Raw genomic sequence first — 24,545 nt, forward strand, 5'->3', positions numbered from 1 at the left:
GGGGGTTGGCATGAGTCCACGTCGGTGGGAGGCGGACCCGTCCGCCGAGCTGAACCGCCGATGGGGCAAGTCGTCGCACGAACTGGGCAACACCTCCGGGGACGGCAGCTGTCCCGACATCTGGGAGCTGAGCAACGGTGACGTCGCCGTGATCGGGCAGGATCTCACCGAGACCTACCAGGACCGGCTGCCCGAGGGAGTCTCCGTCGACCCCGGTGAGCGGCTTATCATCATTCCCCGATCGACCATGATCGCGGCGAAGGTAGACATCCCTGATGCGTGAACTCCTGGGCGGAGACCCCGGCGAGCTGCTGGCCCTCGACGACTACTGGGCCGAATTCGAACAACGGTTCTGGAAGACCGGCCCGCCAGGATTCTGGAAACTGGAACGGCAACAAACGTTCAAGGAACCGCAGGATGAGGGCTGGCAGGCGTTCGCCGCTGGTCGATGGGAAGAGTCGCTGCGGATTCTCGACGCGCGGCGTTCCGAGTTCGGCGACTACTACCAGCGCATCGCCGACAGCGGGTTCGCTACCCGCCGGCTGCGGGTGGTGCAGGAGCCACTGACGCCCTACCTGCAGTGGGAGCTGCACGTGCTGCGGCTACGCCACGAGTACGGCGGCCTGACCCGAGTGGTGGCACCGAACCAGGTCGCCGCCGCGGAGGCGGATGGCCCGCTGCCGGAGATCTACACCCTCGGTACGGACGTCATGTACGAGGCGATCTACGACGCCGACGGCTTGCTCGAGGCGGCGCGCCGCTGGCGGAACCCGGACGTGGTGACGCGATGCCAAAAGTTCATCGAGTCGCTCTACGACGCCGGCGAGCCGCTAGACGAGTTCTTCGCCCGAGCGGTGGCACCATTGGAGCCTCCCCACACGGACTGACAGATGGCGGCTAACGGCGCGGCGGAGCAAGGACGACCGGAGCACGTCAACCGGTCGGAGCTGTCCGGCCCCGCCGACCTGGTGCAGGCGCGCGACGTGTACGGCGGTGTTCACTTCTATTCCGGCGACCCCTCCCTCGCCGACCCGCCTCCCCGTCAGCTCCCCGGTGATGTACGCGGCTTTGTCAACCGGGTCGAGGAGCTGCGCGCGTTGGACCGGCTTCTCGGCGATGAGGCCGCCGACGCCAACCTCGTCGTCGTCGTCACCGGCACCGCTGGCGTCGGCAAGACCGCTCTGGCGCTGCGCTGGGCGCACGCCGTGCGGCACCGGTTCCCGGATGGACAGCTCTACGCGAACCTCCGTGGCTACGACCCGGGCCAACCCAGTCAACCGGAGCAGGTACTTGGCCGCTTCCTGCGGGCGCTGGGCGTCCCCGCATCCGCGATTCCCGCTGATCTCGAGGACCGCGAGACGGTGTACCGCTCCCGGCTGGCTGACCGGCGCGTCCTGGTGGTCCTGGACAACGCCGCCACGGTCCGGCAGGTGCGTCCACTGCTGCCGGGCACCAGCAGCTGCCTGGTGATCGTCACCAGCCGAAGCATGCTGTCGGGACTGGTCAGCCGCGACGGCGGCCGGCGGCTGACCCTGCGCATGTTGGCCGAGGAGGACGCGGTGACGCTGCTGCACGACGTGACCGTCGACTACCGCACCGGCGATGACTCGGTCGAGCTCGCCGAACTGGCACGGTTGTGCGCCAGGCTGCCACTGGCCCTGCGAATCGCCGCCGAACGGGCGGCGAGCCGGCCGTTCATGCCGCTGTCCGAGTTAATCCAGGACCTGCGTGACGAGTCGGCCCTGTGGGACGCGCTGACCACGGAGGACGGTGAGGAGGCCGACGCCGTCCGGTCCGTCTTCGCCTGGTCCTATCGGGCCCTGAACACATCGGCGGCCCGTCTGTTCCGCCTGCTCGGCTTGCATCCCGGCCCGGACCTCGGCGCGCCGGCTGCCGCCGCGCTCGCCGGCTGGCCGGTGGCACAGGTTCGGCCGCCGCTCGACGCGCTCGTCGGTGCGCACCTGCTGGAACAGAGCGCACCCGGCCGCTACCAACTGCACGACCTGTTACGCGCGTACGCCGTGGACCAGGTCAAGCACCTTGAGAGCGGCGAGGATCGCCAGGCGGCGCTGCGTCGCATACTCACCTGGTACCTGCACACGGCGGACGCCGCGCTGACCCGCACACTCCCGTTCAGCCGGACGATGCCGTTGGCACCACCGACCGAGGTCACGCCGCTGAGCTTCGCCACCGCCGAAGAGGCTGACGCCTGGTTCACCGCCGAGCAGGACAACCTCGTCGCCGCCACCCGCGCCGCGTTCGAGGCAGCGCTGCCGCGGATTGCTTGGCGCCTGGCTGTCCTGCTGCGCAGCGTATTCATGCACCGCAACGCCTTCGACGCATGGTTCGCCACCGCGCGGATCGGTTTGTCCGCTGCGCGATCGCTGGGCGACCGAGGCGCTGAGGCGGAGGCGCTGGAAAGCCTCGGTAAGGCCCACTTCCAGGCCCGCGAGCTCACGGAGTCGGCGGAGCACCACCACGCTGCGCTGGCGATTCGGCGGGAGATCGGCGACGAGCACGGCACGGCAGTGTCCATCAACGCGCTGGGACTACTGGCGCTGCGCCACCGCCGCCTCACCGACGCCCTCACGCACTTCGGCGCGAGCCTCGACATCTTCACCCGCCGTCAGGACCAACGCTGGCAGGCCCTGCTGCTGAGCAACCTTGCGGAGACCCGCTACGAACTGGGTGACCTCGCCGACGCCGTGATGCTGCTGAATCAGGCGCTCGGAGTGCAGCGGGACATCGACGACCGGGGGCAGGCGGGCAACTCGCTCTTCTTCCTCAGCATGACGCTGCGCGAACTCGGACGCAACGAGGACGCCCTGGCCGCGATCGAGCGGGCACTGGCCATCGCCGAACACGGCAGCCCGGTGTGGTTGGCGCACTGGCTGGTCGAATATGCGCGCGTGCAGCGCGCCGCCGGTCGGTCCGCCAAGGCGCTGGAGGCGACGCACCGGGCGGCCACGATCCAGCGCCAGCTGGGTGACCGCAGCCGGGAGGCGATGGCACTGGACGGGGCCGGCGAGGCGTACCGGGAGCTGGGGCAGCCGGAGCAGGCGATCGCCTTCCACCTGCGGGCGGCGGCGGTTCACCGGCGGCTCGGGGACGACTGGCAGCTCGCCCTGACGCTGGACCACCTGGCAACGGCGCTGATCGACGTCGCGCGCGCCGAGGAGGCACACCGGTGGTGGCGCGAAGCGGTCACGCTGTTGAGCAACTTCCCGGACCCGCGCGCGGAACGACTGCGACGGCGCGTCGAGTCGGCGATGGCCGGGACCGTGTTGCCACCGGCGGAGGCGTCGCGCGGTGCCCCTCAACGCGGTCCGACGAACTCGGTCCGCACGCTCCAGGCGAACTGGATCAGTAGGGTGACCGGTGACTTCTTGGCAATGTCGCGCATCACCTTCAGGTCGTCGGGGTCAGGCTCCTCGCTGAGGGTGATCGTGCGCTGCAGGTAACGCGCTGCGCCCTCCTGCTTGCCGGCGTGCCTACGGCGCGACCAACCACAGCGGCTCGCGCTGATCCGTCCCGCTGATCTCCGACGCCGGCGACGTATCGGGTATCGCGCTATGTCGCTGAGATCGGCTGAGCCGCTGCCCCTGCGACATCGTCGCAGGTCAATCTGGGTCAGCTTCTCCGGCGAGATCGCTGAGCGCGGCCGCGCACGCGGTGAGGTCGGCGCACAGTCGTCGCTCAGCGTCCGCGGTCAGGGCGGCCAGCATCTTCTTCTCCACCACGCTCACGGCCTCGTTCGCGGCGGCCAGCTGCCCGAGGCCGGCCGGGGTCAGTTCGGTCGGTAGCGCCTTGCCGTGGCGGGGAACCGGCGAGCGAGTGAGCATCCCTCGACGTTCCAGCCCTTTCACTACCAGGTTCATCGACTGACGGCTCACAAACATTGCGCGGGCCAGCTCTGAGCCGGACAAGCCTGGCTGCTGCCGCAGCAGTTCAAGACAGGCGTACTGCGGAACGGTCAGGCCGAGCGGTCGTAGCGCGTTGTCCATCGCCGAGCGCAGCACGCTGGCCGCCTTCTTCAGTACGTATCCGACCTGCTCGTCCACTGGTCGGGAAATTCCCCCTTGACCCATGTCAACATGATGACACAGACTGTTGATGTCAACACGCTGACACACAGGGAGAGTCATGCACGTCACCGGACCCGACTTCATCGGCCTCCAAGTCCGCGACCTCGAAAAGGCCGCGGAGTTCTACGAAACACGACTCGGGCTCACGCGAGCGGCGGGAGCCCCACCACATGCCGTCGTCTTCGCCACCACACCCATCGCGTTCGCCGTGCGCGAACCGCTGCCCGGCGTCGACCTCGACGCCGTGACACCGCACCCCGGCGCGGGCGTCGTTCTGTGGCTAGGCGCCGACGACGCTCAGGCGGTGCACGACAAACTCGCCGCCCATGGTGTTCCGATCACGGTGTCACCGTTCGACGGGCCCTTCGGACGCACCTTCACCTTCACCGATCCCGACGGGTACGCCGTCACCGTCCACGACCGAGCATGACCCGACCACAACCACGGAAGGATCAGCTCGCATGACTGCACGGGAGTTCGTCGGTTCGACGGCGCTCGTCACCGGCGCCACCAGCGGCATCGGACGTGCGGTGGCCGTCTCGCTCGCCCAACGCGGAGCCCACGTCATCGTCGGCGGCCGAGACGCCGCCCGCGGCGACGCGGTAGTCACCGCGATCCGCAGTGCCGGAGGCAAGGCCGACCTGCTGCTCGGCGATCTCGCTGACGCCGGCAGCGTACGGGCAATGGCACAGCAAGCCACCGAGGCCGGCGGTGGGCACGTCGACATCCTGGTCAACAACGCCGCCGTCTACCCCGCACGGGGTCTCACTGCCGACACCACGCACGACGACTTCATCACCTGCTACGCGGTCAACGTTGAGGCACCGTTCCTGCTGGTCGCCGAGTTTTGCCCGGCGATGGCCGCACGCGGACACGGCACCGTCGTCAACGTGCTGAGCATGACCGCCCGCTTCGGCATGCCCGGCTTCGCCCTCTACGGTTCCAGTAAGGCCGCGCTGCTCTTACTCACCAAAGCGTGGGCCGCGGAATTCGGCCCCCGAGGGGTGCGCATCAACGCAGTGAGCGCAGGCCCCACCCGAACCGAAGGAACCCAGGCCTTCGGCGACGGACTCGACCGGCTCGCAGCCGCCGCACCCGCCGGACGACCCGCCGCACCCGAGGAGATCGCCGCCGCGATCACCTACCTCGCCGGCAATCACGCCAGCTTCGTCCAAGGCGCCGTCCTCGACGTCGACGGGGGTCGCAACGCAACCTGAGCGCGGCCGCTGGCCAGGCGCTGGCCCGCGACGACGGACCGGCTGGCGTCGCTGGCCGGCAGACAAGCCACGTCTCACTGCAGACCCGACTATGACCTGCGGCGATGGAGATCGAGCGGTGTGCCGTGACCTCCCAGTGGATGTCGAAGTGGTCAGAGCTGGCAGTGCACGCGTGGTGAGCGAGGCCCGCCGATCACTGCTACTGAAATCGATCGATCGCCATCACCGGGCGCTGCGTCGCGGGGAGGCGGCGTCGCTCGGCGAACTCACCCGGGCTGGCTGCGCCGGGCGGCCCGTCCCGCGCCCCTTCGCCTGAGCGGCGAGGACGAACCCGAGGGCCCCGCCCTGGACCGCCCGAGGGGAGCGAATCGAGCTGTGGCCGGTGGGAGAGGTGTGGCGGTGGCGCTACCGGGACGAGGCTGGGCTGACCCTCACCGCCAACCGGGCGGTCAGGTCGGAGGAGGAAGCGGTCGAGGCCGCCCGGCTGGCGTACCCCGGCGTGGACCGGGTGGTGGTGCCGGGACCGTCCCCGCCGCCGGCCCGGGCGGCCCGGGCGGCCCTGCGCCGCTGGGGGCGCTCGGCGGCCGCCGGGTCGTTGCTGCTCGTCGCGGCGCTTCGATCGAGGCAGTGCAGGTGGCGTGGCTGCCCAGGGCGTCGAGCGACAGGTGGGCGCCGCCGCCGGTCACCTCACAAACGGCTGCGGCCACCGCGCCGGGTCCGGTGAGGGCAGCCCCGTCCAGACACACAGCGGCCCCGAAACGGCGGGCCAGCTCGAGTGCGCCGGGGGCAACGTCGACCGCCACCACCCGCGCGCCGCACGCCGCTGCGATCATCACCGCCGACAACCCCACACCGCCGCAGCCGTGCACCGCCACCCACTCGCCTGCGGCGACCCGCCCCTGACCGACCACCGCCCGGAACGCCGTGGCGAACCGGCAGCCGAGCGCCGCCGCGGCCGGGTAGCCCACCTCGTCGGGAAGCCGGACCAGGTTGACGTCGGCGTGTTGCACCGCCACGTACTCGGCGAACGAGCCCCAGTGGGTGAAGCCGGGCTGCGTCTGCCGCTCGCACACCTGCTGGTCGCCAGAGAAGCAGGCCGGGCACTGCCCGCACGCGCAGACGAACGGCACGATGACCCGGTCGCCGAGGCGCCAGCCGCGTACACCGGTGCCGACCGCCGTGACCACGCCGGCGAACTCGTGGCCAGGCACGTGCGGCAGGCGGACGTCCGGGTCGTGCCCCTGCCAGCCGTGCCAGTCGCTGCGGCACAATCCGGTCGCCTCGACCCGGATGACGGCACCCCCGGGCGGCGGCACCGGGTCCGGCACATCGCGGACCTCGGGTCGGGCACCGAACTCGTCGAAGATCACGGCACGCATGCGCCGCATCCTCACATGTGCCAGACGACCGGGCCGACGGCAGCCCGCCGGGGGTGACCGGGCCCGTTGGCCCGCATCGACTTCGCCCATGGCCGGATCACCACCTCCGCCGTACCGGCCCTGCGCAGCGGCGGGCAGGTCAGCTTCCTGGTCGGTCCGGGTGGTGATCCGGCCGCTCGATGCGGTGCCCGGCTACGTGGTGCCGGACGGCGAGCCGGCGACCGAGATGACCGCGAATTTGCCACGGGGGAGTGGCGCTGCCCGGCCCGGACCCGACGTCGGTGTGGGTGACCGACGAAGAAGGCGGCAGGGGAAACGTCGGGATGGGCGTAATGCCGGTGCGACCCGACCTGCTGGGGGAGACCTGCGTTCAGAGGTTGAGCGGCCCCGGGTCGCTGGCCAGCTCCCGGAACCGCTCGCGCGGGTTGGCCACCAGCCGCCGGGCGGACAGGTCGAGCAGACCACCTACCCCGGTCAGCGTCGCCACCGGGGTGCCGTCCGGGCGGACGTAGTCCTGGTCGATCTGGAAGGTCTTGCCCTCGCCCCAGCGGAACCCGCAGGACACGTCCACCTCGTCCGCGCCGCGCAGCTCGCGCAGGTAGCGCACGGTGACCTCCAGGGCGACCGGCCCCACCCCGCCGGCGATGAGCCGCTCCTGTGAGATGCCGGCGGCGCGCAGGCACTCCCACCGGGCGTGCTCGCCGTACTGGAGGTAGACGGCCTGGTTCAGGTGGCCCTGGGTGTCCAGCTCGTAGCCACGGACGGTGATGCGCACCCGGAACGGATCTGCCATGAGCGCGAGCGTAGCGGGGCGCGGTGACACCGCCGCTGTTCACCGCGCCGCCATGGCCGCGGCGCTCGTGGCCGTCACCGCCACGCCCGCGCGGGCGGACGCCGGCGAGGCCGTGCTGATCATGGGTCTGCTGCACCGATAGGTGACATCTGAGATGGCTTGCCCTGGTGGCGGGCTGGAAGGATGTTGCTGTGCCCAAGCCTTACCCTCGTGAGTTCCGTGATGATGTCGTGCGGGTGGCCCGTGATCGTGATCCGGGCGTGTCGGTCGAGCAGATCGCGAAGGACTTCGGGGTCCATCCGATGACGTTGTTCAAGTGGTTGCGCCAGGCCGACATCGATGCCGGGACCAGACCGGTTGTCAGTGGCGGTGAGTCGGCGGAGTTGCGGGAGGCCCGCAAGCGGATCCGGTTGTTGGAGCAGGAGAACGAGGTTCTGCGGCGGGCCGCGGCGTACTGCGCGTGACCGCCGAAACACCGAAGCGACTCTGAGGAGACACCGTGACCTACGTCCCCTGGATCCTTTCCGACGACCCTCCGCCGCTGTTTCCAACCGCGCCGGCATCGATTGATGCCCGTCTGGCCCTGCGGCTGCTTCCTGACCGCGTGATCCGCGCGCTCTCTGGCTACTCCGCTCCAGCTGCGGCAGCCTTGGCCTCCGCCGACGGCTCGGGCCGCATGCCGCGCCTGATCCGGTCGTTCAGCGATCCACACTCCCGCACCCGGAGTGGCGAATCAGTCCACAGTGACTAGCAGCGGTGCGGGCCCGTACGTGACCGGTGCCCCGATCCACGGGCCAGGGGATTGACGCGTTTCGCGCTACGCTGCCGTCGTGAACGGGGACACGGGGGAAGGAAAGCGTAAGCGGCTTGCGGCATTGTTACGGGACCGAGCGGCGCGGGCGAAGAACTATCCGCTGTCGGTCTCGCAGGGGCGGCTCTGGTTCCTCCATGAGCTGAGTCGCCACGATCCGACGCTGAACATTCCGGCCGCGGTGCGGTTGGTCGGAGAGCTGCGGGTCGACGACCTGGAACGGGCGATCGGTCGGCTGGTGGCGCGGCACGAGGTCCTGCGGACGGCCTTCGTGTCCGTCGACGGTGAACCGACGCAGGTGGTCCGCCCAGCGGCGGCCTTCGAGCTGCCGGTGGTGGCGTCGACCGACGTGGAGGGGTTGGCGCGCGAGGAGGCACTGCGGCCCTTCGTGCTCGACGGTGGGTCCCTGCTGCGGGCTCGTCTGGTGCGGGTCGCCGAGCGTGAGCACGTGTTGTTGCTGACGGTCCATCATCTGGTGGCCGACGGCTGGTCGCTGGGTGTGCTGGCGCGTGAACTGGGCGCGCTGTACGACGGTGACGCCGACCTGCCGCCGCTCTCCCTGCAGTACGGAGACTTCGCGGTGTGGCAGCGGCAGCAGTTGGCGAGCGGCGTGTACGAGCCGCAGCTGGCGTACTGGCGCGAGCGCCTCAAGGACCTGGCCCGCCTCGGGCTGACCACGGATCGACCCCGACCGGCGGTGATGCGGTTCCGAGGTTCGCGACGGTCGGTGGTGGTGCGGGAATCCACGGCGACCGGGTTGCAGGCGCTGGCGCGGGCGCACGGTGCGACGCTGTTCATGGTGCTGCTGGCGGGTTGGAAGGCGGTGCTGTACCGCTACACGGGTCAGTCGGACGTGGTGGTCGGCACTCCGGTGGCGGGTCGGAGTCGGCCCGAGTTGGAGAGTTTGATCGGGTTCTTCGTCTCCACGCTCGTGCTGCGCACGCGGGTCGACGGGGATGTGTCTTTCGTGGATCTGTTGGGGCGGGTCCGGGAGACGGCGTTGGAGGCGTACGCCCATCAGGACGTGCCGTTCGAGCGGCTGGTGCAGGAGCTGGCCCCGCAGCGTGACCTGAGCCGCAACCCGCTCTTCGACGTGATGCTCACCCTGCAGAACACGCCCATGCCCGCGCAGTCCTGGAAGGACGTGCGGCTCGTTCCCCTCGACCTCGACCGGGGCAGCTCGCAGTTCGATCTCTTCATGGCGCTCAGCCCCCGCCCCGACGGTGGCCTCGACGCCACCCTCGAATACGACTCCGACCTGTTCGACGGCGCGACGATCGAACGAATGGTCGAGCACTACCAGGTGCTGCTCGACGGCGTGGCGGTCGCGCCGGAGAGCCCGGTTGCCGACCTGCCCCTGATGACGGGAGCCGAACGGGCCTGGCTGGCCGCGTGGAACGACACGGGCACCCCTCAGGAGCACGAGACGGTGATCGAGTCGTTCGCCGAGCAGGTCCGGCGTACGCCGGATGCGGTCGCCGTGGTGTCCGCCGACGAGCGGCTGACCTACCGTGAGCTGGACGACCGGGTGTCGCGACTCGCGCGGTCGCTGGTCGGGGCGGGTGTCGGCCCCGGCACGGTGGTCGGGGTGCTGCTGCCGCGCGGGGTGCCCATGGTGGTGACGCTGTTCGCCGTGCTGCGCGCGGGCGGCGCCTATCTTCCGCTGGGTCCGGACGAGCCGCAGGAACGGCTGGCCTTCATGCTGGCGGAGGCCGCGGCGCCGCTGGTGTTGACGGTCAGTTCCCTGGCCGGGCGCGTCACGACGCCGACCTGGGAGCTCGACGACGACCGCTGGCGGCGGGAGCCGACCGCCGAGCCGGCTCCGGTGCGCCCCGGCGATCTGGCGTATGTCATCTACACCTCGGGCTCCACCGGCCGGCCCAAGGGTGTCATGATCGAGCACCGCGCCCTGGCCAACCGGATCCGCTGGGCCCAGCGGTACTTCGGGCTCACCGCCGACGACGTCGTGCTGCAGAAGACGACGTACACCTTCGACGTCTCGGTCTGGGAGTTCTTCTGGCCTCTGGCCGTCGGCGCCCGTCTGGTCGTGGCCGCGCCCGACGCGCACCGTGACCCGGCGCTGCTGTCCGACGAGATCGAGCGTCACGGCGTCACCACTATCCACTTCGTACCCTCCATGCTCCGGGCCTTCGTCGCCGCGGGCCAGGAGGCGCGCTGCCGGTCGCTGCGGCGCGTGATCTCCTCCGGTGAGGCGCTCGCCTGGGACCTGTCGCAGCAGTTCCTCGCGACGTACGACTGCGAGCTGTACAACCTGTACGGCCCCACCGAGGCCGCCATCGACGTCACCGCGTGGCGCTGCCGCTCCGACGGCCTGCCCGGCACGGTTCCGATCGGCCGCCCGATCGACGGCATGAAGGTCGCGATCGTCGACGGCGCGGGACGCCAGGTACCCGTGGGGGTGCCGGGCGAGGCGCTGCTCGGCGGGGTCGGGCTCGCTCGCGGCTACCTCGGGCGTCCCGACCTGACCGCCGAGCGGTTCGTCACGGACACCGTCTTAGGCTCCGGCGGCCGGCTCTACCGCACGGGCGACCTGATGCGCCTGCGCGCCGACGGCGAACTGGAGTTCCTCGGCCGGGTCGACGAGCAGTTCAAGCTGCGCGGCTACCGGATCGAGCCCGGCGAGATCGAGGCGGTGCTGCGCGAGCATCCCGGTGTCGACGACTGCGCCGTGGTCAAGAACGGCGAGATGCTCGTCGGCTACCTGGCCGGCGACGCCGGCCTGCGTGCCGACGACGTGCGGGCGTACCTCGCCGGGCGGCTGCCCGACCACCTGATTCCGGCGGGCTTCGTGCGCGTCGACGCGCTGCCGCTGACCCCGAGCGGCAAGGTCGACCGGCACGCGTTGCCCGCGCCCGAGCGACTGCTCAGCGCCGGGACCGCGTCGGCGCCGCCCTCGACGCCGACCCAGCTCATCCTGGCCGACATGTGGCGAGACGTCCTGGACGTGCCCGAGGTCGGCCTCGACGACGACTTCTTCGCGGTCGGTGGCCACTCGCTCGCCGCGATGCGCCTGTTGTCGCGGGTCAACGACGCCTTCCAGGTGCAGGTGGACCTGAGGGACTTCTTTCGGGAGCCGCACTTCCGCGGTCTCGCCGACGCTCTCGAGGAGAGCTGGCGTGCCGGCCCTGGCACCGCCGACCTGCCCCTGACCCCGCTGGACTCCCGCGCCGACGGCATTGAGCTGTCTCCCGCACAGCGGCGGCTGTGGGCGCTGTGCCAGCTGGAGACCGCCTCGACGGCCTACAACATCCCGGCGGTCGTGCGGCTGGTGGGTGAGCTGCGGGTCGACGCGCTGGAACAGGCCCTGACCCGACTGGTGGCGCGCCACGAGGTTCTGCGTACGTCCTTCGTCGCCGTTGACGGCGAGCCGGTGCAGATCGTCGGGCCGGCGACGCCGTTCGACCTCACGGTCGTCGACTCGTCGGACGTGCAGCGGCTGGCCCGCGAGGAGGCGGTCCGGCCCTTCGTGCTCGACGGCAGATCGCTGCTGCGGGCTCGTCTGGTGCGGGTCGCCGACCGCGAACACGTGTTGCTGCTGACGATCCACCACCTGATCGCCGACGGCTGGTCCATGGGTGTGATCACCCGCGAGCTGGCGGCACTGTACGCCGGGACGACGGACCTGCCGGACCTGCCGGTGCAGTACGGCGACTTCGCCGTCTGGCAGCGGCGATGGCTGGACGGCGGAGTGCTCGAGCCGCAGCTGGCGTACTGGCGCGAGCGACTGAAGGACCTGTCGCGCCTGGAGCTGACGACGGACCGGCCGCGCCGCGCGGTCATGCGCTTCCAGGGCTCGCGGGTCTCGACGGCGGTGCCCCTGCAGGAGCTGCAGGCGCTGGCGCGTGCACATGGTGCGACGCTGTTCATGGTGCTGCTGGCGGGTTGGAAGGCGGTGCTGTACCGCTACACGGGTCAGTCGGACGTGGTGGTCGGCACTCCGGTGGCGGGTCGGAGTCGGCCCGAGTTGGAGAGTTTGATCGGGTTCTTCGTCTCCACGCTCGTGCTGCGCACGCGGGTCGACGGGGATGTGTCTTTCGTGGATCTGTTGGGGCGGGTCCGGGAGACGGCGTTGGAGGCGTACGCCCATCAGGACGTGCCGTTCGAGCGGCTGGTGCAGGAGCTGGCCCCGCAGCGTGACCTGAGCCGCAACCCGCTCTTCGACGTGATGCTCACCCTGCAGAACACGCCCATGCCGCCGCTGAGCCTGCCCGGCCTCGAGATGCAGGCGGTGGACATCGACCCCGGGCTCTCCCGCGCCGACCTGAGCGTGCTGGCCACCCCCGACGGCGACCACCTGAGGCTCGACTTCGAATACGACTCGGACCTGTTCGACGCGGCGACGATCGAGCGGTTGGCGACGCACTACCGCACGCTGCTCGAGAGCGTGGTGACGGCGCCGACGGCCCGAATCGCCGATCTGCCGCTGATGACGCCCGACGAGCAGGCCCTGCTGGCGGCGTGGAACGACACCACCCGCCCGGAGCTGGCCCCGCACCGGACCGTCGACGAGTTGTTCGTCGAGCAGGTACGACGCACCCCCGACGCGATGGCCGTCGACCAGCTGACCTACCAGGACCTGAACGAGCGGGTGTCGCGGCTGGCGCGGGCGCTGGCCGGCGCGGACATCGGCCCCGGGACGGTCGTCGGGGTGATGCTGCCACGCGACGTGCGGATGGTCGTGGCGGTGCTGGCGGTGCTGCGGGCCGGCGCGGCCTATCTGCCACTGGACCCGGACTATCCGGCCCAACGGCTGGAGTTCATGCTGGCGGAGACCGGCGCCCCGCTGGTGCTGACGATCGGGGCGCTGGCGGGCCGGGTCACGACGAACAGCTGGCAGCTCGACGACGACCGCTGGCACGACAGGCCGACCGCGGATCCGACTCCCGCCCGCCCCGACCAGCTGGCCTACGTCATCTTCACCTCGGGCTCCACCGGCCGGCCCAAGGGCGTCATGGTCCACCACCGCGGGCTGGTGGCCTCGACGCTCGCCCGCGCCGACTGGTACGGCGCACCGGTCGAGCGTTTCCTGCTGCTGTCCTCGTTCTCCTTCGACAGCTCGGCCGCCGGTTTCTACTGGGCGCTGCTCACCGGCGGCCGGCTGGTGCTGCCGCCGCCCGACGCCGGCCGCGACCCGCACGCCATCCTGGCACTGATCGAACAGGAACAGGTCACCCACCTGCTGGCGCTGCCGTCGTTATGGAGCGCGGTGCTGGAGGCGGCGCGCCCCGACCACCTGGCTCCGCTGCGTACGGTGATCACCGCCGGCGAAGCCCTCCCGCCGCACCTGCTCGACGAGCAGCACCGCCTCCGCCCGGACCTGCACCTCTACAACGAATGGGGTGCCACCGAGGGCACCGTGTTCAGCACCGTCTACCACTACGAACGCCGCCAGCCGACCGTCCCCATCGGCCGCCCGGTGGCCAACGCCCGCCTCGCCGTGGTCGACCGCGACGGCCGCCAGACACCGATCGGCGTGCCGGGGGAGGCGCTCGTCGGCGGGGTCGCGCTCGCCCGCGGCTACATCGGCCGCCCGGACCTGACCGCCGAGCGGTTCGTCCCCGACACCATCTTCGGCTCCGGCGGACGCCTCTACCGCACAGGTGACCTGATGCGCCTGCGTGCCGACGGCGAACTGGAGTTCCTCGGCCGGGTCGACGAGCAGGTCAAGCTGCGCGGCTACCGCATCGAGCCCGGCGAGATCGAGGCCGTCCTCGCCGGCCATCCGGCCGTCCGGGACTGCGCGGTCGTCCTGCGCGACGGCACCCTCGTCGCCTACGTCGCCGCCGACGACACCGAGGCGCCCGACATCCGTACGCATCTCAGCGCGCACCTGCCGGATTACATGGTGCCGGGAGCGTTCGCCTTCCTCGACGCCTTACCGCTGACCCCCAACGGTAAGGTCGACCGCGCCGCGCTGCCCGAACCGCAGGCACAGGACTCCGGCGACGATACCTACACGGCGCCCCGCACCGACCGCGAACGCACCCTCGCGACCGTCTGGCAGGACGTCCTCGGTGTGGACCGCATCGGCGTGCACGACGACTTCTTCGCGCTCGGTGGCGACTCCATCGTCGGCATCCGCGTCGTCGCGCGGGCCGCCCGGGCCGGCATCCGCCTTTCCCCCGCCGACCTGTTCGAGCGCCCCACGATCGCCGCGCTCGCCGAGGCCTCGTCGGCACCGGCGCCGGCAGGGCCGGCCGAGGCGACCGGTGAGTCCTACCCGCTGACGCCCACGCAGCACGGGATGCTCGTCCACACGCTGCTCGCCCCGTCCGCCAGCCTGTACACCCCGCAGCTCGCCGCGACCCTGGACGGCGACCTCGACGCCGCGGCGCTACGCCGGGCCTGGCAGGCCGTACTGGCCCGGCATCCCGCGCTGCGCAGCGTCGTCGACTGGGCGGAGGCCGGCGAGCCGCGCCAGACCGTCCGGCCGACCGTTGACCTCGACTGGCAGGAGCAGGACTGGCGGGACGTGCCCGAGCCGGAGCACGCCGGGCGTACCGAGCGGTTGCTGCACGCCGACCGTGCCCGCGGCCTCGACCTGGCGCAGGCGCCGCCCATGCGGGTCACCCTGGTCCGGCTGGGAGAGCGGCGGTGGCTCTTCGTCTGGCTCTTCCACCACGCCCTCATCGACGGCTGGTCGGTGCCGCTCATCCTGCGCGACGTGGCCAGCGCCTACCTCGCCGCGCGCGACGGCGAACCGGTCACGTTGCCCCCGGCACCCGCCTTCCGCGACTACGTCGCCTGGCTGCGCGCCCGCGACCCGCAGGCGGGCGAGGCGTTCTGGCGCGACCTGCTCGCCGGATTCGCCGGACCGACCCCCCTCGTGCTGCCCGGTGACCCGCGCGGCGCGGCCGTGCCCACCGACCCGCCGACGGAGTCGGATCTGGATGAGTGCGTCCTCGAGCTGCCCGATGAGCTGGTGGACGCGGTGGCCGGCCTCGCCCGCGCCGCCAGGTGCACCGTCAGCACCGTGTTCCAGGCCGCCTGGGGCCTGCTGCTCGGCCGCTACGCCGGACTCGCCGATGTGGTCTTCGCCGCCGCCTCGTCCGGCCGGTCGGCGGCGGAGCCCGGCACCGAGGAGACCGTCGGGCTGTTCCTCAACACCGTTCCCGTGCGCGTACGGCTCGACGGGGCGGCCACCGTGCGGCAGTGGCTGGCCGACCTGCAGGCGCAGCAGGGCGGGGCGCGCCAGCACGAACACGTGCCGCTCGTGCGGATCCGCGAGCTGGCCGGCATCGCGGCGCACACCTCAGTCGCCGACAGCCTGCTCGTGTTCAACAACGCGGCCCTGCCCACCGCCGACCTGCGGCGTATCGGCGTCACGGTCAGCGACGTCCGCTCCTTCTCGCGCACGAGCTTCCCGCTCGCCGTGGCCGTGTTCCAGGAGGAGCACGTGTCACTCGGCGTGCGCTTCGACACCCGCCGGTTCGGCCGCCGGGCGGCCGGGGCCGCGCTGTTGGAACTCGCCGGTGTCCTGCGCGAGCTGACCCGGTCGGACGAGGGCGCGACGGTCGGCGACCTCACCCTCGCCGGCGCGCAGAGCGCCGACCCGCTCGCCCCGCTGCGCCAGCCGCTGCGGCGCGAGCGGCAGGAACCGGTCACCGCGCGGGTCGCGGCCGTCGCCCGCGACAACCCCGCGGCGGTCGCGGTCACGCTCGGCGAGCGCTCCTGGTCGTACGGGGAACTGGTTGTCACCGCCGATCGCATCGCACGCCGGCTGCTGGCCGGTGGTCTTCGCCCCGGCGACCATGTGCTGGTCACCGGGCCGTCGTGCTTCGGCCTCATCGCCGCCATGCTCGGGGTGCTGCGTGCCCGGGGCGTGCTGGTCCCCCTCGACCCGCGCCTGCCGGAGCGCCGCAAGCGCGACCTGGCCGCGACGGCGGGAGCCCACCGCGCCGTTCTGGTCGGGGGCGAGGCCGCCGCGGCCGGCGACGTCATCGAGGTCGCCGAGGACGGCTCGGTCGCACCCGTGGGCCTCGGCCCGTCCGCGCCCGCCGAGGAGGTCACGCTCGCCGACCCCACCGACACGGACGTCGCCTACGCGGTCTTCACGTCCGGCAGCACCGGCGCGCCCAGGCTGGTCCGCGTCGCCCACGCCGGCCTGGCCCACTTCCTGTCGTGGCAGCGGGACACGTTCGCGGTCGGCCCCACCGATCGCTGCGCGCAACTGACGGCGCTGTCGTTCGACGTCATCCTGCGAGACGTCTTCCTGCCGCTGGTCAGCGGCGCGACCCTGTGCATCCCCCGGCCGGAGGACCGCGCCGTCGACCGGGTCCTCTCCTGGCTCGCCGCGCAGCGCGTCACGGTGCTGCACGCGGTGCCCAGCCTCGCCCACGCGTGGCTCGCGGCGGGCTCCGGGCCGGCCACGACGGCTGGCCCGGAGCTACGCGTCACCTTCTTCGCCGGTGAGCCGCTCACCAGCACGCTGGTCGACGCCTGGCGTGCCCGCACCGGCCGCGCGGCAGAGGTCGTCAACCTGTACGGCCCGGCCGAGACCTGTCTCGCGACCTGCTGGTGGCGGGTGCCCGAGCGGCCCGACGCCGGCGTGCAGCCGATCGGCTCCGCGCTCGCGGGCCGGCAGGCCTTCGTCCTCGGCCCCAACGACTGTCCGTGCGGCGTCGGCGAACTGGGCGAGATCGCGATCCGCAACCCGTACCACGGTGAGGTGACCGAGCCTGACGGCCCACGCGGCGCCGCCGGCCGCTTCCTGCCGAACCCGGCGACCGGCGATCCCGCCGACCTGATCTACCGCACCGGCGACGCCGGCCGGCTCCGGCCCGACGGCACCCTGGAGATCTCCGGACGCCTCGATGAACAGGTGAAGATCCGCGGCGTCCGGGTCAACCCGGCCGAGGTCAACGCCGCCCTGCTCGGTCACCCGGCGGTGGCCGCGTCGTTCGTGTCCGTCCGTCGCGACGACGCCGGCGGGGCTTGCCTCGTCGCCTACGTCGTGCCGGCCGGCGGCTCGGGGGTCAGTGCCACGGAGTTGCGGACCCACGTCGCGTCGTGGCTGCCGACGGCGTTGGTGCCCGCGGCGTTCGTGCCGCTCGACCGCCTGCCTCTGCTACCGAACGGCAAGGTGGACCGCGCCGCGCTCCCGTCGCCGGAGCCGACCCGACCGGCGCTGCGCCGCCCGCCCGAGAACGACCGGCAGGTCGCCCTGGCCGCCGTCTGGCGCGACGTCACGGGTGTCACCGACATCGGGCTCGATGACGACTTCTTCGCGCTCGGCGGCCACTCACTGAGCGCGACGCAGGTGGTGTCGCGGGTCCGCGCGGTCTTCGGCGTGGAGCTACCGATCGTGGCGATCTTCGAGCACCCGACGTTGCAGGCGCTCACCGAGGCGATCGGCACGGCACCCCGCGCCGACGCGGACGACGATGAGCCGATCGTCCGCGTCTCCCGCGCCGAGCGCCGGCGCCCGCAGCGCTGACCCCGAGGTGGGAGACGCGGACGACGATGAGCTGATCGTCCGCGTCTCCCGCCCCGAGCGCCAGCCCCGACGCTTGTCTCAGACGGTGCCGCCGAACTTGGTGGCGAAGGCGGCCATGCCCTCCGGGGACAGGACGTAGCCGTCGGAGGTGCAGGGCATGCGGGCGGTGAAGGCGTGTTCGTGGATCGCCCGGTGGTGCGCCTCGGCCGCCGTGCCGTCGACCAGGCCCAGGGTTGCCGGCAGGTCGTCGACCCGCAGCGTGAGCAGGCTGGACAGGGTGCAGCCGGCGATGGCGTACGCGTCTTCGGGCGTGAAGCGCAGGTCGTGCATCAGGTGGGAGAAGCGTTCGGGCGCCCAGCGGAGCTTCACGACCGGGGTGGGGGAGAGGAGCACGCCGGCGATGGTGAACAGGACGTCCCGGTGGGCCTCGAACCGGGCGATGGCCTCAGCCGGGTCGAAGCAGTGGGGCTCCGAGTCGTCCACGACGATGGTGCCGGGGGCGACCCGGGCGATGTCGAGCAGGCCTCCGACGTTCGTGGCGCCGATGATCGTGGTGGCCTCGTAGAGCTCCGGCGGGATCGCGCCGTGTGACTCGACGACGCGGATCGGCCCGGTGTAGCCGGCGTCCCGGGCCTCCCGCACCAGCGCGGCGAGATGCGGGCGTACGCGGGGCACGTCGCAGAGCAGGATCTCGGCGGGCGGGTCGAGGACGCGCAGCGCCAGGCGCAGCGTGGCGGTGCCGATCGAACCGAGGCCGAGGAAGCCCAGCCGCTCGCCGGACGGCTCCCGCTGGACGAGTCGCAGGGTGGCGAGCAGCGTCTCGACCACGGCCCCCGCCGTCGTCGCGTGGCCGGTCGTGATGGTCATGCCGGGCGGCTGCACGAGTGCGCGGCCGTAGTCTGTCGCGGAGCCGAGCAGGTCGGTGAGGCTGATCGAGCGGGCGCCCAGCATCCCGGCCAGGTTGACGGCCGCGCCGGCCGCCGAGAGCAGGCCCTCGGGGTCGGCGTAGACGTCACTGCGGTAGACCGGCAACATGACCATGCCGATCCGCCCGAGCGCCAGCTCGTAGATGTCGCTCACCACGGGAACGCCGCCGAGGAGGTCCCGGCGCAGCTCCTCGCGGGACAGCCCGAGGCGGCCCGGCAACGAGTCGGGCAGGACGGCGAGCGCCGCCGCGTCGATCCTGGGGATCTCGCCCGTGGCGACGAGGGAGAGCAGCGGCCGCGGCTCGAGTATGAGCGTGTCCGGGAGCGCCACCGCAGGCTGCGCGGTGACCGGAGCCGGAGGCTCGCCGACGGCCGAGGCGGCGTCGGCGACCTGCGCGATGGTGGGCCGGTCGATGACGTCCCGTACGTCGAGGGCCAGCCCGGCGGCCCTGGCGCGGTGGGCGACCTGGATCGCCCGCAGCGAGTCACCGCCGAGGGCGACGAAGTCGTCGTGGATGCCGACCGGGCCGGTGGCGAGCACCTGGGCCCAGATGCCGGCGAGCAGCCGCTGTGCGGCGGTGACCGGTGGATCGGAGCGGCGAGGCTCGGGCCGGGGCGGCTCGGTGCGGGGCGACGGGCCCAACAGCACGGCGGGCACCCGGGCCGGCATCGGGCCCGTGCTGTCCCAATCGGCGTCGGGGTCCTCGGCCATGGCCGCCAGGGTGCGGGCGTAGTAGGCATCGAGGCCGGCCTCGACATCGCCGCAGGTGTCGAAGACCAGGAACAACAGGAGCCGTCCGGTGCGCGCGTCGACCCGGAACTGCGCCTCGAACGGCCACTCGTTGCGCGAATAGTCGTACCGGTAGGCGAACTCCTCGAAGCCGTCGAGCTGCTCGGCCCTCCCCACGAGGTGGTAGTGGCTGAAGACGAAGAGGTTGCCGGGCAGCGCTCCCATCGCCGAAGCGGGGTACCGCCGGTAGGGGAACTCTTCCTGTTCGAGCGCGAAGGTGGCCGCCACGAATGAACGCCAGCTCATCGGCGTGAGCCGCAGCCGGGCCGGCACGACGTTGAGGAACAGGCCCAGTGCCCGGTCGCCGTCGCCGTCCTCGGGCCGACCGTGCGTGACGACAGCGGCGACCACGTCGTCGGTGTCGTTGAGCAGCGAAAGCACGCGCAGGTGGGCCGCGAGCGCGACGCTCTTGAGCGGCGCGCCGGTCTCCTGGGCGAGCCGCCGCAGACCGTCGGACACCTCGGCGCCGATCGGCACCTCGACCTGGGTGCGCCGGCGGGGTCCGGACCCGCCGGCCGCGACGACCGTGCCGGCCGGGTTGCCCGCGAGCCGCCGGCGCCAGAAGTCGGCGCACTCCGCAGAATCCAGGGCGGCGCGCTCGAGCCGTACGGCCTCGCGCATCGCGGGCGACGGCGGCCGGGCGTACCGCTCGGCGGCGCCGGCCGGGTCCGCGTACCGTTCATAGATCTCCAGCAGCATCGCCGAGTGACTCCAGCCGTCGAGCACCGCGTGACACTCGGTCACGGTCAGGTCGAACGAGGCGTCGTGGCGGTGCACAGCGAAGCGCACCAGCGGCGCCCGGTCGGTGGCGAACGGCCGCCGCTTCTCGGCCTCGGCGTAGCGTTCGACCTCCGCGTCCCGTTGCGCCGCGGGAGAACCGACGAGGTCGTACGTGTCGAGGGTCAGCTCCACGGTGCGGTGCACGAGTTGCATCGGCTCGTCGAAACCGGCCAGGTCGAACGACGTCCGCAGCGCGGGGTGCCGGGCCAGGAGGGCTTGCAGCGCCGCGCGCAGCCGGGGCTCATCGAGCGGGCGGTCCAGCCGAAAGCGCGCGATGTTGTGGTAGCGGGCCTCGTCGGGGGAGTACTCGGCGTGGAAGAGCATGCCGAGCTGCAACCGGGTCAGCGGATAGGCGTCCTCGAGGGATGCGGGCAGGCGCTGGCCGGTGGCGGTAGCGCGACCCTGTTCGTCCGGGGCGGAGATCGGCGCCGCCACAGCCGCCAGCGACGCCACCGTCGGGTGCTGGAACAGCTGCTGGAGTGAGATGTCGAGGCCGCGCTCCCGGGCCCGCTGACGCGCCTGGATGGCCAGCAGGGAATCCCCGCCGAGGGCGAAGAAGTTGTCGTGGACGCCGACCGGCCCGGTCCCGAGGACCTCGCCCCAGACGTCCGCGAGCACCTGCTGCTCGGGGCTCGCCGGCGCGGCGTGCCCGCCCGCGTCGGGCACGCCCGGTCGCGGTAGGGCGCCCCGGTCGACCTTGCCGTTGGGGGTACGCGGAATCTCGGCGAGAGGGGTGTAGCTGGCCGGCACCATGTGTGCGGGCAGCATCGCGGCGAGGTGGGCGCGCAGCTCGGCCGACGTCGGCGCGGACTGCTGCGGCTGCGGGATCAGGTAGGCCGCGAGCGCCGGCCCGGCCACGGTGACGACCGCGTCGGCGACGGCGGGGTGGCGGCGCAGCTGTGCCTCGATCTCGCCCAGTTCGACGCGCTGGCCGCGGAGCTTGACCTGGTGGTCGGTGCGCCCCAGGTACTCGAGGGCGCCGTCGGGCCGGTGGCGGGCCAGGTCACCGGTGCGGTACAGGCGTGCGCCGGGCCGGTCGGAGAAGGGGTCGGGGATGAACGACGCCGCGGTCAGCTCGGGTCGGTTGAGGTAGCCACGGGCCAGGCTCACGCCGCCGATGAACAGCTCGCCGGGCACGCCGACCGGTACCGGGTTGAGCCAACGGTCGAGCACATGGATGGTGGTGTTGGCGATGGGCCGTCCGATGGGCACGACGTCACCGTCGCCGGGGCGGTGGTGCCAGGCGGTCACGTCGACGGCGGCCTCGGTCGGACCGTACAAATTGTGCAGTTCGCCACCGAGGCGGTCGTGGAAGCTCTCGGCGAGGTCGGCCGGGAGGGCCTCGCCGCTGCAGACGACCCGCCGCAGCGAAGGAAGCGGTTGCGGCGCGGCGGTGTCGAGGAAGGCCCGCAGCATGGACGGCACGAAGTGCACGGTGGTGACCCGCTCGGCGGCGATGACCCGGTGCAGGTAATCCGGGTCCTGGTGGCCGCCGGGTTCGGCCACCACGAGCCGTGCGCCGGCGAGCATCGGCCAGAAGAACTCCCAGACCGACACGTCGAAGCCGTACGGGGTCTTGTGCAGCACCGTGTCGTCAGAACCGAGCGCATACGTTTCCTGCATCCACAACAGACGGTTGACGATGCCCTGGTGGGTGCACATGACGCCCTTGGGATCGCCGGTCGAGCCGGACGTGTACATCACATAGGCCAGGTCGGTCCCGTGGACCCGGACCGGCGGCAGCGGCGGCGCGTAAGGTACGTCGTCGAGCCACAGCACGGTCGCTTCGGCCGGCAGCACCGGCTGCCACCGCCGCTCGCTGACGACGACAGTCGGCTCGGCGTCGGCGACCATGTAGGCCAGCCGCCGCGGCGGGTAGGACGGCTCCAACGGCAGGTACGCCGCACCGGCCCGGACGACCGCGAGCAGCGCCACGGGAAGGTCGAGGCACCGTTGCAGGCAGACCCCGACGATCGACCCGCGGCCCACGCCGCGCCGGGCCAGCTCGCCCGCGAGCCGGGCCGATCGCTCGTCCAGCTCGGCGAAGGTCAGCCGCTCGCCCCCGAACGAGACCGCCTCGGCGTCGGGCCGCCGCGCCAGGCCGGCCAGCGCCAGGTCGGCCAGACCGCCGTCGAACCCGTAGTCGCGGGCGGTGCTGTTCCATTCGGCCAGCCGCGCGCGTAGCGCGTCACCGAGCAGGTCGAGCCGCGACAGCGGTTCATCCGGCCGCGCCAGCACCGCGTCGAGCAGCACCTCGAGCCGCTCGGCCAGGCCCACCACGCCGGCGCGGTCGAATAGGTCGGTGCTGAAACTCCACAGGCCGTCCAGCCGCCCGTCAGCGGCGACGAAGGAGACCGTCAGGTCGAACTTCTCCCCACCGGTGTCGAGCAGGACGGGCTCGACGGCGAGGCCGTCGACCGCCGGCGCCGGCGTGTTCTGCACGTTGAGCATCACGTTGAACAGGGGGTTCTCGCCGAACTCGCGCGCCGGTCGCAGCTCGTCGACGAGCATTTCGAACGGCAGCTCCTGGTGGGCGAGCACGTCGAGCGCGGCCACGCGTACCCGGCCGAGCAGCTCGCGGAAGCTCGGGTCGCCGGAGAGGTCCGTGCGCAGCACCAGGGTGTTGGTGAACAGGCCCACGACGCCTTCGACCTCCGGCCGTCGGCGGCCCGCGACCGGCACCCCCACGACGATGTCGTCCTGGCCGCTGTGCTGGCGCAGCAGGGCCGCGAAGGCCGCGGAGACGCCCATGAAGAGCGTGGCGCCGTCCTCCTTGCACAGGGCTTCGAGACGTTGCACCGCGGCGCGCGGCACCGACCGGGTGAGCCGTCCACCCCGTTGGCTTCGCACCGGCGGTCGCGGCCGGTCGGTGGCGAGCTCGACCCGCTCGGGCGCCCCGGCGAGCCGCTGTCGCCAGTGCGCGAGTTCGCGCGCGACGACGCCGCCGGTGCCGCGTTCGCGCTGCCAGACGGCGTAGTCGGGATACTGGATCGGCAGCTCCGCCAGTTGGGGCGGGGCGCCGGCAGCCCGGGCGGCGTAGCAGGCGAAGAGGTCGCGCACCAGGATGCCGACCGACCAGCCGTCGGCGACGATGTGGTGCACGGTGATGCCGAGCAGGTATCCGCCGTCGGCTATGCGGCCGAGGTAGACGCGCAGGAGCGGACCCTTCTCCAGGTCGAACGGCGCCGACGCCTGGGCGGTGGCGGCCGCCAGCGCCTCGGTGAACCCGGCCACCGCCTCGTCCCGCAGGTCGTATCGCGCGCTCTCCGCCACCAGTTGGGTGGGCTCCCCGTCGACCAGGGCGAACGTCGTGCGCAACGCGTCGTGCCGCACGACGACGTCGGTCACCGCCGCGAGGAGCGCGTCCGGGTCGAGGGAGCCGGCGAACCGGCCCGCATAGGTCAGGTTGTAGGACGACGTGTCCGGCTGAAGTTGTTGGAGGAACCAGAGCCGCTGCTGCGCCAGCGACACCGGAAATGAGTACACATCATCGTCCATCGCGCAACCCCCGTTGCTATAGCGCGCCGACAAGCGCCCGAACAGCCTAGTACTCCAGCCGCACCTGGTGGAGGTGGAGTCTTCGCTGGTAGTGGGCCGTTTTGGCGCGGTATTGGTGTCGCCGTCGCCATCGTGACCACCGATGGATGTGATCGAAGGGTCTGATGGTGGTGATCAGGTGTGCCAGCAGACGTCGGACCTCGCCGAGGGTGAGCGGGATGAGGCCGTCATCGGATCCGTTGCCCCCTTTTTGGCGTGGGCGGCGGTGCCGGCGAGGTAGGCGTGGGCGCACAGAACGAGTGTTATGTGGCGGTACCAGGCGTCGTAGCGACGCACCTGGTAGTGGTCCAGTCCGACCTCGGTCTTCGCGGTTTGGAAGCATTCCTCGATCGCCCAGCGGGTTCCGGCGACCCGGATCAGGGTCCCGTCCTGGGTGTCGGCGGGGCCGAAGCACAGGTAGTAGGCCAGGTCCGTGGGGTTGGTGATGCTGCGGCGGATCAGCAACCAGTGGCCGTATCCGTCGCGGTGCCGGGCAGGGAAGCCACCGCCCAGTCGTAGAGTCGTGGTCCTTTGGCGCCGGCGCCGCAGCTGCGACGCTTCCAGGCCAGGGCCGGCGCGCTGGCGGCGAGGACGTCGGGGCGGGAGTTCCCCGCCGTGGTCGGGATCCGCTGGTTTCGGGGCACGGCAAGGACGTAGCCCGCCGCGAGATCGTCCTAGGCCGTGTCTTCAAAGGTTCACAGCCATTGGAGTAGCGCGGCGATGGTGACGGTGGCCTGGTACGAGGTCGCGGTCTTGTCGTAGCGGGTGGC

12 protein-coding genes and 1 pseudogene are annotated in these 24,545 nt (G+C 71.9%); 8 read left to right on the forward strand and 5 right to left on the reverse strand.

The window, feature by feature from the left end; translation table 11 throughout:
- Nucleotides 1–10 precede the first annotated feature (10 nt).
- The 3 genes from AB0B85_RS06225 to AB0B85_RS06235 are packed head-to-tail and all read left to right on the forward strand — an operon-like array spanning nt 11 to nt 3,461.
- Nucleotides 11–283 (forward strand): hypothetical protein, encoded by a 273-nt coding sequence (locus tag AB0B85_RS06225; protein ID WP_357404122.1) that lies wholly within the window; start codon nt 11–13, stop codon nt 281–283.
- Nucleotides 276–887, forward strand: coding sequence for a DUF6879 family protein (locus AB0B85_RS06230; protein WP_357404124.1), 612 nt, complete (start codon nt 276–278; stop codon nt 885–887). The genes AB0B85_RS06225 and AB0B85_RS06230 overlap by 8 nt, the downstream gene beginning before the upstream one ends.
- 3 nt (nt 888–890) lie before the next feature.
- The gene (locus tag AB0B85_RS06235; RefSeq protein WP_357404126.1) at nt 891–3,461 is read left to right on the forward strand and encodes a tetratricopeptide repeat protein; all 2,571 of its coding nucleotides are present in this window, start codon (nt 891–893) and stop codon (nt 3,459–3,461) included.
- Nucleotides 3,462–3,620: 159 nt separating this feature from the next.
- Here AB0B85_RS06235 and AB0B85_RS06240 read toward each other — a convergent pair whose 3' ends face one another.
- A complete protein-coding gene (locus AB0B85_RS06240) occupies nt 3,621–4,061 on the reverse strand; it encodes a MarR family transcriptional regulator (RefSeq protein WP_357404128.1) in 441 nt (146 codons plus the stop codon).
- Between the two features lie 82 nt (nt 4,062–4,143).
- Between AB0B85_RS06240 and AB0B85_RS06245 the strand changes: the two genes are divergently transcribed.
- Nucleotides 4,144–4,515, forward strand: a complete 372-nt coding sequence (locus AB0B85_RS06245) for a VOC family protein (RefSeq protein WP_357404130.1) — start codon at nt 4,144–4,146, stop codon at nt 4,513–4,515.
- A gap of 31 nt (nt 4,516–4,546) precedes the next feature.
- Nucleotides 4,547–5,302, forward strand: a complete 756-nt coding sequence (locus AB0B85_RS06250) for an SDR family oxidoreductase (protein ID WP_357404132.1) — start codon at nt 4,547–4,549, stop codon at nt 5,300–5,302.
- 449 nt (nt 5,303–5,751) lie between these two features.
- Here the strand turns inward: AB0B85_RS06250 and AB0B85_RS06255 are convergent, their stop codons facing one another.
- Together AB0B85_RS06255 and AB0B85_RS06260 are read right to left on the reverse strand one after the other, a co-directional pair.
- Nucleotides 5,752–6,681 (reverse strand): alcohol dehydrogenase catalytic domain-containing protein, encoded by a 930-nt coding sequence (locus tag AB0B85_RS06255; protein WP_357404134.1) that lies wholly within the window; start codon nt 6,679–6,681, stop codon nt 5,752–5,754.
- Nucleotides 6,682–7,051: 370 nt separating this feature from the next.
- A complete protein-coding gene (locus AB0B85_RS06260; RefSeq protein WP_357404136.1) occupies nt 7,052–7,474 on the reverse strand; it encodes a thioesterase family protein in 423 nt (140 codons plus the stop codon).
- On the opposite strand from AB0B85_RS06260, the gene AB0B85_RS06265 reads away from it, so the two are divergent.
- The 3 genes from AB0B85_RS06265 to AB0B85_RS06275 all read left to right on the forward strand — a co-directional run bounded on the left by AB0B85_RS06265 (nt 7,473) and on the right by AB0B85_RS06275 (nt 17,742).
- Nucleotides 7,473–7,616 (forward strand): hypothetical protein, encoded by a 144-nt coding sequence (locus tag AB0B85_RS06265; protein WP_357404138.1) that lies wholly within the window; start codon nt 7,473–7,475, stop codon nt 7,614–7,616. The two genes, AB0B85_RS06260 and AB0B85_RS06265, sit on opposite strands and share 2 nt — an antisense overlap.
- Nucleotides 7,617–7,665: 49 nt before the next feature.
- On the forward strand, nt 7,666–7,938 hold the full coding sequence (locus AB0B85_RS06270) for a transposase (RefSeq protein WP_357404140.1): 273 nt from the start codon (nt 7,666–7,668) through the stop codon (nt 7,936–7,938).
- Nucleotides 7,939–8,304: 366 nt separating this feature from the next.
- Nucleotides 8,305–17,742, forward strand: a complete 9,438-nt coding sequence (locus tag AB0B85_RS06275) for an amino acid adenylation domain-containing protein (protein WP_357404142.1) — start codon at nt 8,305–8,307, stop codon at nt 17,740–17,742.
- Between the two features lie 78 nt (nt 17,743–17,820).
- Here AB0B85_RS06275 and AB0B85_RS06280 read toward each other — a convergent pair whose 3' ends face one another.
- Complete coding sequence (locus AB0B85_RS06280; protein WP_357404144.1) at nt 17,821–23,736, reverse strand: amino acid adenylation domain-containing protein; 5,916 nt, start codon at nt 23,734–23,736, stop codon at nt 17,821–17,823.
- Nucleotides 23,737–23,910: 174 nt separating this feature from the next.
- Nucleotides 23,911–24,350, reverse strand: a pseudogene (locus tag AB0B85_RS06285) (IS701 family transposase); the annotation flags it as partial.
- Nucleotides 24,351–24,545 lie beyond the last annotated feature (195 nt).

Source organism: Micromonospora sp. NPDC049044, assembly GCF_040649215.1.
Classification (GTDB): domain Bacteria; phylum Actinomycetota; class Actinomycetes; order Mycobacteriales; family Micromonosporaceae; genus Micromonospora.

What these genes read in the sequence shown, in the direction of transcription:
- AB0B85_RS06255 (WP_357404134.1), bottom strand. Translation starts at nt 6,681, where the DNA reads ATGCGTGCCGTGATCTTCGACGAGTTCGGTGCCCGACCCGAGGTCCGC.
- AB0B85_RS06265 (WP_357404138.1), top strand. Translation starts at nt 7,473, where the DNA reads ATGAGCGCGAGCGTAGCGGGGCGCGGTGACACCGCCGCTGTTCACCGC.
- AB0B85_RS06245 (WP_357404130.1), top strand. Translation starts at nt 4,144, where the DNA reads ATGCACGTCACCGGACCCGACTTCATCGGCCTCCAAGTCCGCGACCTC.
- AB0B85_RS06250 (WP_357404132.1), top strand. Translation starts at nt 4,547, where the DNA reads ATGACTGCACGGGAGTTCGTCGGTTCGACGGCGCTCGTCACCGGCGCC.
- AB0B85_RS06235 (WP_357404126.1), top strand. Translation starts at nt 891, where the DNA reads ATGGCGGCTAACGGCGCGGCGGAGCAAGGACGACCGGAGCACGTCAAC.
- AB0B85_RS06225 (WP_357404122.1), top strand. Translation starts at nt 11, where the DNA reads ATGAGTCCACGTCGGTGGGAGGCGGACCCGTCCGCCGAGCTGAACCGC.
- AB0B85_RS06280 (WP_357404144.1), bottom strand. Translation starts at nt 23,736, where the DNA reads ATGGACGATGATGTGTACTCATTTCCGGTGTCGCTGGCGCAGCAGCGG.
- AB0B85_RS06260 (WP_357404136.1), bottom strand. Translation starts at nt 7,474, where the DNA reads ATGGCAGATCCGTTCCGGGTGCGCATCACCGTCCGTGGCTACGAGCTG.
- AB0B85_RS06230 (WP_357404124.1), top strand. Translation starts at nt 276, where the DNA reads ATGCGTGAACTCCTGGGCGGAGACCCCGGCGAGCTGCTGGCCCTCGAC.